This window comes from Butyrivibrio sp. DSM 10294, assembly GCF_028539135.1.
In the GTDB taxonomy this organism is placed as follows: Bacteria; Bacillota; Clostridia; order Lachnospirales; family Lachnospiraceae; genus Butyrivibrio.
The window spans coordinates 1-12,470 of the sequence record NZ_JANSWL010000059.1; the positions used below are offsets into that span (position 1 = coordinate 1).

At 46.9% G+C, this 12,470-nt stretch carries 10 protein-coding genes; all 10 read right to left on the minus strand.

Going from position 1 to position 12,470, the window contains the following annotated elements; translation table 11 throughout:
* Positions 1-330: 330 nt before the first annotated feature.
* Positions 331-1,035: an SGNH/GDSL hydrolase family protein gene (locus NXH67_RS04765; RefSeq protein WP_022780045.1), complete on the minus strand. Its 705-nt coding sequence runs from the start codon at positions 1,033-1,035 to the stop codon at positions 331-333.
* Positions 1,036-1,188: 153 nt separating this feature from the next.
* Positions 1,189-1,968 carry a GNAT family N-acetyltransferase gene (locus NXH67_RS04770; protein WP_272796610.1) on the minus strand — a complete coding sequence of 260 codons (780 nt, stop codon included), beginning with the start codon at positions 1,966-1,968 and terminating at the stop codon, positions 1,189-1,191.
* Positions 1,969-2,177: 209 nt separating this feature from the next.
* Positions 2,178-3,275: a putative glycoside hydrolase gene (locus NXH67_RS04775; protein ID WP_272796611.1), complete on the minus strand. Its 1,098-nt coding sequence runs from the start codon at positions 3,273-3,275 to the stop codon at positions 2,178-2,180.
* A gap of 225 nt (positions 3,276-3,500) precedes the next feature.
* Positions 3,501-4,019 (minus strand): DUF4364 family protein, encoded by a 519-nt coding sequence (locus NXH67_RS04780; protein ID WP_022780042.1) that lies wholly within the window; start codon positions 4,017-4,019, stop codon positions 3,501-3,503.
* Between the two features lie 68 nt (positions 4,020-4,087).
* Positions 4,088-5,248 carry an NAD(P)-dependent malic enzyme gene (locus tag NXH67_RS04785; RefSeq protein WP_022780041.1) on the minus strand — a complete coding sequence of 387 codons (1,161 nt, stop codon included), beginning with the start codon at positions 5,246-5,248 and terminating at the stop codon, positions 4,088-4,090.
* 15 nt (positions 5,249-5,263) lie between these two features.
* A complete protein-coding gene (locus NXH67_RS04790) occupies positions 5,264-7,012 on the minus strand; it encodes a DUF5722 domain-containing protein (RefSeq protein ID WP_272796612.1) in 1,749 nt (582 codons plus the stop codon).
* Positions 7,013-7,107: 95 nt separating this feature from the next.
* Positions 7,108-8,448: a replication-associated recombination protein A gene (locus NXH67_RS04795; RefSeq protein ID WP_022780039.1), complete on the minus strand. Its 1,341-nt coding sequence runs from the start codon at positions 8,446-8,448 to the stop codon at positions 7,108-7,110.
* Positions 8,449-9,017: 569 nt separating this feature from the next.
* Positions 9,018-10,034 carry a ComEC/Rec2 family competence protein gene (locus NXH67_RS04800; protein WP_272796653.1) on the minus strand — a complete coding sequence of 339 codons (1,017 nt, stop codon included), beginning with the start codon at positions 10,032-10,034 and terminating at the stop codon, positions 9,018-9,020.
* Complete coding sequence (locus tag NXH67_RS04805; RefSeq protein WP_272796613.1) at positions 10,009-10,977, minus strand: TIGR01212 family radical SAM protein; 969 nt, start codon at positions 10,975-10,977, stop codon at positions 10,009-10,011. The genes NXH67_RS04800 and NXH67_RS04805 overlap by 26 nt, the downstream gene beginning before the upstream one ends.
* A 1-nt stretch (position 10,978) precedes the next feature.
* On the minus strand, positions 10,979-12,424 hold the full coding sequence (locus tag NXH67_RS04810) for an MATE family efflux transporter (protein ID WP_272796615.1): 1,446 nt from the start codon (positions 12,422-12,424) through the stop codon (positions 10,979-10,981).
* Positions 12,425-12,470: the final 46 nt, after the last annotated feature.

Sequence of the window (12,470 nt, forward strand, 5' to 3'; positions counted from 1 at the left end):
TCATTGAGTTACCGAGTGTTTTTTCAACAAAGTCAACTGCAATTGGCACGTATAATCCAATTGAGCGACTTTAGGAGTGTCATCAGCTGTTCCTGGATTCTGATCCAGAGGCGCTAGTATCCAGCCACCCTGCTTTAGCAGAGCTTGCCCTTTACGGGTTCTGGTGGAAACGCTACAATGCTGTTACGCGACGGTGTGCCATTTAGCTGTTCCCATCATCTTCCCCGTCGGCAAAACCTGACATGCGTTTCCAGCAGGTTCCGTCAAGGGTGGCGTCCCTTGTCCACAACATAGATGATTGGTTATCCTGAGATATAATTAAATGGACTACTAACTCCGTCCCAACTGCGCCATTATATACTTTCTAATTATTTCAACAACGTCATTAGGTAACGTAACTGTCTCGTCTTCAACATTTTCTTTTACAGGAATAAAATAATTGCTATCTGGAATAACAAAATCAAATGTCTCTACAAAGTTTTCTGATGGGAGTTTGCCGGTGATTGTCCTAGTAAGGACCATTGCTACAAGATAGTCGCCTACAGCTGAAGCATGCTCGCCATCACGGAAGTACAGATCTGTACCAAGGTCTGAAAGTTCCTCCATTGCTGCGCTCCACACTTCTCCTATTGGAGCTAGGAGTACATTTTGACTTGCGGCCAGTTCTCTGTATCTTCGATTCATTTCTTGCTGGTTTTCAGGCTTTCTCTTCTCGGCCCAGGTTTCGAAGATGACCGGTTTAGTCCCTACTTTTTTGCACAATTCTATAATCCTGCCAGCATTTACTATAGTATCCGGCTCATCTCCCATTGGATGGGCTTGTTCCTGGATCACGCAGTAGTCGTAACCGCCGTGAAGTATGCTAAAACGCTCTGAAAAGTACTCCTCTTCCATGTGCCATTTAAGAGATCTGCCAGAATAGGCTAACATAGTAACAAGGCAAGGCTGCCCTGTGGAGTCCTCGAGCATACGTCTTGTTAGCTCGGGCATATCATTCATATATGTATGACTGTTTCCAATAAAAAGAACTTTCATTGTCTCCTCCCGTTACTTGAAGCTAGTAAACTGCTGTCATAGCTATAATGATACTATGCAAAAAGGCATATAAAAAAGAGACTTTTTAAAGTGATTTCTTCTAATAACCTCTTTTCGTGCCAAGCAAGTGGAACAATATACCGGAACATGATCCTATATTTCTACCATCTTTCTTATACCATTAGGAATTACTTCAAATCCAAGCTTCTGATAAAAGCCTTCCTTCCCTTTGGCAGAAACACCTCCGATAGTGGTAAATTTCCCTGTTGAAGAATTCTTTACAGCATACTCAACAAGGTAGTTAACTATCTTGGTTCCTATGCCCATACCTTGGTATTCAGGCAAAACCACTATTTCCTGCAGATACCAGTACATCGCACCATCACCAACAAGTCTTCCCATTCCTATAAGTTCTCCATTGTTCAGGGCAGAGACATTTATAAGCCCATTCTTGAGGGCCTTTCTTGCATGCTCAATCGGAATATCTGCAAAGCCTGTAGCGGCCCTAAGCCTAACAAAATCTTCCGGTTTCAAAACATTCTCAACAAGTTCAATCTTAGTGCCCAGATATTCCTTGATCAGTGCGATATCTTTTTTGTCCTTGTCTCGCCCAATTTCTTGTTTCATCAGGACAAGACCCTTGATAGAGATTACCGGAACGTCATCAACCACATTAATTGTATCTTTGATCCAGTTCTCAAATACCTCTATATTTTCCCCAATTTTGAACGTCCTATTACCGCTTTCCGTTAAAGAAAAAGGATAGCCATCTGCCTCAAGTTGATCTGCCATCTTAGACATGCATCCCATATCTATATCATGGGTTTGTTCTCGGATTCCGTATAGAACCATGGCACTTCCGGTTATTATCCAATATTCATCGCGGCTATATGGAAAATCATCCAGTATACTAATGATCTCTTGCTTATTCATACTCTCTCCATCATTCCAATTGCATCATCCAAAGTAACGCAATCTGCAACTCTTTCAACTTTTCAACTATTTCTTTTCAAAGATCAGATGATTATAAAAAGCAATCTTTTTAAACTCGTCCATTGCATCAGCTTCTGTTTCCAGCTCAAGCAATACATTATCCTCCACACTTTTTTAAACTCATTACGAAGTATTCTACTTTGCGACCTTCACTCCCTAAATGCATCCCATTGATACTTGCAGCTTGGATTCCAGATGATCCAGGAATCAGAGCCATTGTCATTTACTGCTTTGATCTGGGCCTTCACCTCTTCTACGCCGTAGGTGCGGTAGTTCTTGAGATAGGAGGCGGTAAAGCCCTGAAGCCAGGGGCGCACACCGGCCTGGGTTCTGTCTCCCCGGGGATTGACGGTCTTTAATTCTGACTCGGAGTATTTCATTGCTCCGTCGATTGCTTCGTAGGGGTACAGGTCGGGGTAATCAAGGCCCATGGAGCCTTCATAATAGTGTGAAGGGTATATCATGGGTGATAGGTATTCGCAGTACATGGAGAGCCACGCATAGTCCTGTCCTACGATATTTCGGTCAACTTTGGAATTAATGGCCGTTCCGAATACGTCCAGGGAAAGTGGCATGTTCTCTCTCATAAGAGCATTATGGGCTTCCATTACAAATCTTACGATGGCATGGCGCCTTCCGTAGCCGTTCATTCCGATATCTTCCTCTTTGATGCCGGTGGGAAATCTCACATAGTCGTACTGAACTTCGTCAAAACCGGCGGCGTGGCAGCCACGGGCAACCTCTATAAGATACTCTTTGGCCTCTGCGTTCTGAGGATTGATCCAGTTAAAGCCTTTGTTGTCCTCATAGATATCCCCTGCTGCAGTCTTAAGCATCCACTCCGGCTTAACTTCATCTATAAAGGGATCTCTAAAGGCAACGCATCTGGCGATGACATAGATATCGTGGTCATGAAGAGTCTTGATAAGGCCCGGCATATCTTTTACCAGAATATCCTCTGTCCCCAGGTCATCGATCAGTTTGCTGTCCATGTCAAATACAATTTTGCCTTCATCGCTCTTAACATCGATAACCACTGCATTTATGCCTGTTTCATCTATGTGGGTGATGATATCGTCCATCATATTTTGGGTTCCTGCCACATAGGCACTGACGTAAATTCCGTGAATGGGAGAAGGGTCTTCTTTCTCTTCTTCAGCATAAGCCGGAATTGTTATCATAAAAAAAGTTGCAACAGATATTGTTGCAGCCAGAATGCATCTTTTTAGACATAAAGTGTTTTTCATTACAATCTTTTCCTTCGCCTGGATGTGATAGTGGGGACAGTTGCGCAGCTTCATGCTGTTGGACTTCAGATACGCATCTATCTGCTGCTTGATGGAAGGGTTTATCCTGTTACCAAAAAAGTTCCCTTAAGTTCAAATAAAAAAGGGAACTTTTCTAATAGAAGTATTTGCGTGGCGATATAACGATGTTTTTAGTTTTTTTATTCGTTTTTTAGACTTGCTTTTTTACATCATTAGTTGTTGAATTATGAACTGATATACTTCCTGATTCTTGGTCTGCCAGTTATCGCAGATGCTCTGGGCAATCTCCTCCGTAGGAACTAAGAGCCGAAGATCCATCAGGTTCTGGCCGTTCTCCTTGGCAATGAGGCTGACGGTGTATTCGTTGTCACCGGTCTTGTGATAATCCCCCAGAATAGAGGATTCATTTCGAAGCTTCATGCTGTTGGAGCGAAGGTACTCATCAATTTCATGCTTGATGGAAGGATTGATCCTGTTCCCGAAAAACTTCAGGGTCTCTTCTCCCTCGGCTGTAAGCTCCAGGTAAGTTCTGTTGGCCATGGTCTTCTCTACGATAAGCTCAGAAGAAGCCAACTCCGCAAAAACCTCCTGAAGAGTCAGGAAATTGGTATATTCTTTTTCAAGAATAAAATCGTAGATCTGAGACTTGCTAAGGGACACCTCGCAGCGTTTTAACATGTACAGAACTATCATTTTATATAACGTAAGATACTGTGAACTCACAAAAGAGCCTCCAAATCATTTAAAACATAACTACATTCAGATCAAAAAGATTCCTGATACAGGCGGCATCAGCAGCCCTTCTTATAGCACTCTTTTACTGCAGCTGAAACAACATCTGCAACTCTTGGATCGAAGGCTGCGGGAAGGATATTCTCGTCATTAAGCTCTTCGTCCGGAACGAGGGAAGCAACTGCTGTTGCAGCGGAGAGCTTCATCTCCTCGGTGATCTGGGTTGCACCGCACTCGAGGGCTCCCTTGAAGATTCCGGGGAATACAAGAACGTTGTTAACCTGGTTAGGGAAGTCGGATCTTCCGGTTCCGATAACGCGAACACCGGCCTTCCTGGCAAGATCGGGCATGATCTCGGGAACAGGATTGGCCATTGCAAACATTATAGCGTCCTTGTTCATGGAAGCTGCCATCTCCTCAGATACGATGCCGGGAGCGGATACGCCGACAAATACATCGGCACCCTTAAGAGCATCGGACAGGCTTCCTGAGAGCTGGTCGGGATTGGTAACTTCCATCATCTTCTCCTGCATCCAGTTGAGGCCTTCTGTCTTCTTGTTAAGGATTCCAACCTTGTCGCAGAGGGTTACATTCTTGAAGCCATATCTGAGAAGGAGCCTTGTGATGGCGATTCCGGCTGAGCCTGCGCCGTTAACTATAACCTTGCAATCCTCTTTCTTTTTGCCAACCACTTTGAGGCCGTTGATAACGCCGGCAAGAACGATGATTGCTGTTCCGTGCTGGTCGTCGTGGAAAACGGGAATATCGAGCTTCTCCTTAAGTCTTTCCTCTATTTCAAAACATCTTGGAGCTGAGATATCCTCAAGATTGATGCCGCCAAAGCCGGGAGCAAGATATGTTACGGCTTTGATGATCTCCTCTGTATCCTGAGTATCAAGGCAGATGGGCACTGCGTTAACACCGCCGAATTCCTTGAAGAGAACGGCCTTACCCTCCATGACGGGCATGGCTGCGTAGGGTCCGATGTTTCCAAGTCCCAGAACTGCGCTGCCGTCGGAAACTACAGCGATGGTGTTCTGCTTGATGGTGTACTTGTAAGCAAGGCTCTTATCCTCTGCTATAAGCTTGCAGGGCTCCGCAACTCCAGGAGTATAGGCCAGGGCAAGGTCCTCTTTGGACTTGACCTCTGCCTTGGACCTGATCTCCAGCTTACCCTGCCACTCTTCGTGTAACTTCAGTGCTTTTTCTGCGTTTGTCATAATGTGCTCCTCACTTTAGAATTTTTTACCTACAATATCATACGCAAATGATACTACCTCACCACGTCTGTCGGTATCAATATATTTAAAGACATTCCAGATATATTTTTTATGACCGCCGGTAGTCTGAAGGCCCAGAGCAAGTCCCAGGGCTGCGATCTCGTCGCCGGCATCGGTCTGTCTTGAAAGCATTAGAGCATCGATGTGTCCGTTATTGACCATCTTAGTGTAGGCGTAGGCAAAAGCCGCTGCCTGAACCGCTTCACCGGAGGATGAGGAATAACCGATCTCGCTCAGGATGATTGATCTCATATTACCCTCAGCGGTCCTCATGGCGTCGGTCTGCATATAATTGGTCAGAACCTCTATATTGTCCATGGTAATGACGGGTGTTGAATAATCGTGTGTAACGTACTTGGACGCATTCCAGAAAGCAGTGTTGCCATTGGGGAAGGAATAGGGGTGAGCAGCAAGGCCCCAGTTGATATCGCCGTATTCCTTGAGCTGGGCGGCAAAAATGTCCAGCACGTCCTTGGCGTCATAGTCGCCGGTTTTGGAAGTGTTGTAGGTCCAGCGCTGGTCAATTGGAATATAGACCTTGGCTGCAGAGTTCTGACTTTTTATAGCGTTGTAGAAAACTCTGAAGGACCTGGTAAAAGCGGCTGTGTAGGTATTAACGTCAACGAAGGGCATGTAGTTGTACTCTTTCCTTGCGTTGACCTCATTAGCAATGATCCACATGCTGACATTGCCGTGGCCCGATCCTGAATAGCGGTTGGCCAGAAAGCTTCCAACTGCCGCAAGAGCCTTGACTCCGCTCTCGCTGGTGGCGTTGAACATTCTATAAGGCGCCGAAGAACCGCCCCTTGCGTCGGGATGTGTTATCTCAGGAAAAGCGGATACGCTGGCATCGTTCAGGATGATAGCGGCAACGTCAATTCCCATGTTGTTAAGACGTCTGAAAAGGTCATCGTAGTTATTAATGATGCCTGCATTGAAATGGTAGGTTACTCCGCCGTAGCTGTAAGCAATTCCGCCTGAAGTAGTCAGAATATGTGACAAAGGAATGTTGTAGGTTGCATATTCAACTCCCAGATCAGCAAGCTCTCCGATTCTCAGAGGATCGGGAAGAAGCCCCTTGATGGACTTGTGGGACATACCACCGTAGCTGTAGCCCGCGCAGGCCCCGGGATTGGTGATGTATCTGGGGTGGCTGATGGCAGTGTACTTGCCGTCAAGCTTAACTCCCACCGTAAATTTGGAGAAGAGCCTGGAATCGGATCCACCCTTATTAAGGTTAATGGTAAAAGAGGTATCGTCTCCCTTGTAGATCTTGGCGATGGGCTCAGCGTCCTCAGTGAGATTATCCTCGTAGGTTGCCTGCTGGAAAAGGTAATAATACTTGTCATCACTCTTGGGAATACCGTCGCTGGTCACATCAACCTTGACCTTGGAGGAATCCACGATGAGGCAGTCATTTATCTTGGCAAAGGTGGATCTGTTCTCCGCAGTCATCTCCACCGTTGCGGGTCTCTCTGAAAGTGCCTTGGATACGGCGGTTCCTCCGCTTACTATATGATTTATGATATCTTCATTGATGTACTCCGAAACGGTTTCCGGAACGTATGGTTCCACCGATGCTTCAAAAAGAGATGAGTCCTCCTGTGCTATCTCTGTCCCTGTGTTTTGTCCGAATATCACCCACAGGATCATTGCCAGGACAAAGGCAACTGCGGCGCCGCCGGCTATGCCTGTGATTATCATTGTTCTTTTATTTCTACGGGTTCTGCCCCCACTGTATACGCGTTTCTTTTTTTTCATTTACCTTAAACGTTCCTTGCTATATTAGTAAAGCTGCGTCACTTACCTTCCCCATCAATGTGACGGCTTCTAAGTTTCTTCATATGGTCCCTGATCTTGAGCTCATAACCGTTGCCGGTGGGGCTGTAGAATTCCTTGCCGTTAAGCTCATAGGGCAGGTACTGCTGCTCCACGTAGTGATCAGGATAATCATGGGCATACTTGTAGCCGATGCCATGACCGAGCTTAGCTGCTGACTTGTAGTGTGCGTCCTGAAGATGAGTCGGTATCGGGAGATTCCCGGTCTCCCTGACTGTTGCCATAGCCTCGTCAATGGCAATAATGGCCGCATTACTCTTGGGCGCAGAAGCTATGTAGCTGGCTGCCTGTGAAAGAGTTATCCTGGCTTCGGGCATACCGAGGCGCTCAACAGCAAGTGACGCTGCAACAGCCACCTGAAGGGCCTGCGGATCTGCGTTGCCGACATCTTCGGAGGCGCAGACCATCATTCGTCTTACGATGAACTTGGGGTCCTCGCCGGCATTCAGCATACGGGCAAGATAGTAGACCGCTGCATCGGGATCGGAACCTCTCATACTCTTGATAAAAGCGGATATTGTATCGTAATGGTTGTCGCCGTCCTTGTCATAGCGGGCAACCTTCTTCTGTATGCATTCTTCAGCGACTTCCTTAGTGATATGGATAAGGCCGTCACTGCTTCGTTCTGTGGTCATAATGCCAAGTTCTATGGCATTAAGGGCATGCCTTGCATCGCCGTCCGCAAGATCTGCCAGGAAATCCGCAGCGTCCTCCTCAAGGACAGCATTGTAGGCTCCCATGCCTCTTTCCTTGTCTGTAACCGCTCTGTTTAGCAGTTCCTTGATATCGTCTGAAGTAAGGGGTTTGAGCTCAAAGATGACTGACCTGGAAATAAGAGCTCCGTTGACCTCGAAGTAAGGATTCTCTGTGGTAGCGCCGATAAGGATTATAGTTCCGTCCTCAACAAAGGGAAGGAGATAGTCCTGCTGACCCTTGTTGAATCTGTGTATCTCATCTATGAAAAGAATGGTTCTCTTGCCATACATACCAAGGTCATCCTTGGCCTTCTTGACGACTTCTTCCATATCTTTTTTGCCTGCTATTGTGGCATTGATCTGGGTAAATTCGGCCTTGGTGGAATTGGCGATGACTTTTGCCAGAGTGGTCTTTCCTGTTCCCGGAGGGCCGTAGAATATGATGGAACTAAGCTTGTCGGCTGAGATTGCACGATAAAGAAGCTTGTCCCGGGCGATGATGTGCTGCTGCCCAACGACCTCGTCGAGGGTCCTGGGACGCATCCTGGCGGCAAGCGGAGATTCCTTTTCTTTATTGTTTTCTCTCATATACTCAAATAAATCCATAGTATTCTTATTCTACTATTTTTGCCCCCAAATTGAAAGTGCAATCCGACATTAATTGGTTTCCCGAACACCCGTATATATCCCATAGCCCCGAGGACAACAGGCAAGCCCGGGAAGGCAGGAAAAACGGCTTACAACAGCAAAAAATTTTGTCATAACCCATCGGGAATTTAAGGCACCCCATCCAGCCAGGCGGTCTCCTTTCACCCTGTTCAGAACAGTCACCCGCCTGTCCGTCTGTGGCGCTCTTAAATTCACCTCAGCGTTATAAGACCAAATTTTTTACTGCTGCAATCCGTCTTCCCTACCTTCCCGGGCTTGCCTGTTGTCCTCTGCTCTTTGAACCTAACCGTTGTGCTTCGTGAAAATCCAATCACTGTCGGATGTTAGGGGTGGGGGCATAGTAGAATTGCGCCTACTATCTGCAATCGCGGGGGCAAGGTGATTAAAGCAGAGGGAAGTGGCGTACGGTTGCAAGTACTATTCGGGTTAAAGATGAAGATAATTCGTATGTTGTGATATTGCCGTTGGGGCATAGTAGAATTGCGCCTACTACCTGCAATCGCGGGTCAGTCCAGGCTGCGCCATTGGAGGTAATCGATGGAGTCTTTGGTGATAGTGAAGGTTATGGAGCCGTCGCGGGTGAGGAAGGTGGTGGCACCATTTGCTGCAAGGGTATTAACTGTCTGCTGATCCTCGGGTTCGCCTTTGCTGGAAGTGATGACAGCATAGGTGGGTGATACGCGCTTAATGAAGGCCTCTGTCTTGTCACAATATCGGCCGTGGTGAGGGACCTTGAGTATTGTGGCAGAGAGGTCGGAATTAGCAAGAAGTTCTGAAAGACGGGCGGATTCTGCGTCGCCGGCAAAGAGGATGCTGTTATCTCCGAAAGTTACTTTGACCACCAGGGATGAGTTGTTGCTCTCCTTATCGGGATATGAAGGTGACTGGGGCGGATAGATAGTATAGGACACGTCACCGACCTGGTAACTAAACTCAGAGGTTACCACATTCTCAGTGAGGCTATGTAATTTCATGGCAGCATCGTACTCATCAATCTGGTCTGAGTCTTTACTGCGGTAGGTGGTGTAGATTGTTCCGATATCAAAAGAATTGATGATCTGATCTGCTCCACCGACGTGATCCTTGTCAAAATGGGTGATTATCAGTTCATCGATTCCGGTAATGCCCTGCTTGTTTAAGAAATTGACAAGTATGTCAGCTTTTTTATCTGTCGCAGTATCTATTACGGTGACGTGATCTGCGCTTCGAAGAACAAATGCATCTGCTGCTCCGACTTTGAGGGCTGTGAAGGTCAGTACTTTATCCGAGACAGTTATGTCAGGAATAGAATCGGATGAGCCATTCTTTTTATCTGATTCCGATTTGAGGGTCTCAGGTGAAGTTTCTTGAGATAAGCTTTCTGAGGATGCTGCTACTGACTCTAAGTTTTCCCCGTCAGCTGCTGTTTCGCCGGTGGCATTGCCTTCTTTACCGCATGACACAAGTGTCATTCCGAGAACAGCTACAAGAGTCAATGTGATAACCAGCCTTATGAAGTTAGTGATTTCCCATCTCTTCTTCATCTTTCTCAAATATCTCTCCGCACTTTTTTGAAAGCATGTTTATTACCCGTTTCTTATCCGTAACCCACAGTGGTTCCACCAGAATGCTTCTGGGGCCGTCTCCGGTCATTCTGTGGACAACGGTGCTCTTTGGCAGTAGCCTCAGGCACTTAGCGATAAGGTCTGTGTATTCCTCCATGGACATGATATGGAAGGGGTACTCAGACTCCTTGGGAGCTTGCAAGTAGCTATCGTATTCTTCTGCCACCACGGTTCCTTTTAGAATGTTCAGGTTCTGGAGCTTGATGCCATCAAGAGTTGGTGTGAGCGCTGCAAGATAGCGCACGGTTTCCAACATGTCATTCTCTGATTCCCCGGGAAGGCCGAGAATTATGTGAACGATAACTGTTATTCCTGCCTCCTTGAGCCTTTTGTAAGCATCTTCAAAAACAGACAGTTCATATCCTCTGTTTATATGCTTTGCGGTGCTTTCGTGAATGGTCTGAAGTCCCAGTTCAACCCAGACAGGCTTAATGGCATTAAGTCCTACCAGCATATCCATAATCTCCGTTCCAAGGCAGTCGGGCCTTGTTCCGATGGACAGGATCTCGATATCTTCACGCTCTATTACCTCTTTGTACAGGGCAAAAAGCCTGTCAGGGTCACCGTAGGTGTTGGTATAGGACTGGAAATAGGCGATGAAGCGCCTGGCATCCGTCTTTGCCGCAATGCGCTCTTTAGCCCGGTCAAGCTGCTGCGAGATTGCTTCAGGGCTGTATACCACCTCCGCAAATTCCCCGGAGCCGCCCTCTGAGCAGAAAGTGCAGCCCCTATAGGAAGGTGCTCCGTCAGCGCCTTTGACGGTGCCGTCCCGGTTTGGGCAGGAACAGCCCGAGGACAGGGAGAGACGGTATATTTTTTCGCCATATGTTTTTTTCAAATAAGCTGATAAACGAACAGGCATGTCAGGCCGCCTTTACTATGTTTCTTACCCAGACTCCGCTCTTAACGAGGATGAAGCCGATGGTACATTTGATAAGGTCAAGGAGACATACGGTCATAAATACGTTGACCACGTAGATATTGGTATATCTGCTGAGGATGTATGCCGCAGGAACGCTAACTGCCCAGGTGAAGCAGCTGTCGAACAGGAAGGTCACAAGGGTTTTGCCGCCGGATCTTAAGGTGAAATAGGAAACGTGGGCAAAGGAGTGGATCGGCATAACGAAGGCCACCACCAGAATATACCTTGAGGCCAGCTGTCTGATGTCGGGCTCAATATTGTAAAACTGAGGAATGATAGGCGAGCAAATGGCAAGAAGTCCTCCCATTATAATAGTGCTAAGAAAGCTAAGGGCAGCCATTCTCCAGGCTGTGCGCCTTGCGGAAACGAGCCTGTCAGCGCCAAGCTCCTGGCCAACAATGATTCCCGCTGAGTTTCCGATGGACAAAAAGACCTCATTGAAGATCTGGGATATAGTTCCGCTGATGTTCATGGCTGCTATTACCGCAATTCCTCTTACAGAATAGGCCTGCAGCAAAAAGGCCTGGCCAAGGCTCCACAAAAATTCGTTGCAAAGAAGTGGCAGAGACCTGGACATGATGGGCCAGATAAGGTGCGTGGGTATTCTGAAGTTTTTGTAGAGGCCCTTGAAAAAGCTGTATTTCGTATTCTTTTTGTGTGCTCCTGTCACTACAATGCTAAACTCCACGAATCTTGAGATTACCGTAGCAACGGCAGCTCCCAGAACTCCCAGCTTTGGAAATCCGAAGAGACCGAAGATCAGAAGCGCGTTGAAGACAAAGTTCACCAGCATAGCTGTCATACCAGCCAGCATGGGAAGAATTGTCTTGCCGGACTCTCTCATGGCGCTGGCGTAGACCTGGGTAAGGCTAAATGGGATCAGGCCTATCAGCATGATATTCATGTAAGAAATGCCGTAGCTAAGCGTAGTTGCAGCATCAGCAGGCGGAGTATCACTGGAGATATACAGCCCCACCAGGCGCTGTGAGTTGAAGTACAGCACCAGCAATGCCATAGACAGGATCGTAAGGGCCGTTATCAGCTTGAATCTTATGGCATAGCGGACTCCTTCATAATCTCCTTTTCCAAAAAACTGCGTGCTGAATATACCTGCGCCTGCAAGGGATCCCCAAATGCACAGGTAAAATATGAATAGTATCTGATTGACGATGGCAACTGCAGACATGGAGAGGGTTCCCACCTGTCCCACCATGATGTTGTCCAGAAGTCCCACTATGTTACTCAAGGTGTTCTGGACGATCATGGGAAGTACCACCATTGCTACTCTTTTATAAAACTGAGGCTCGCCAATGAGGCACTCCTTAAGGGTCAGTCTGACCTTAACTGCCTCATCACGGTTACCTGTCTCTATTGTTGTCGTATTCATTTCCTTTTTCCTATTCTCTATTAAAGTCTATTTTGATTATATCTTA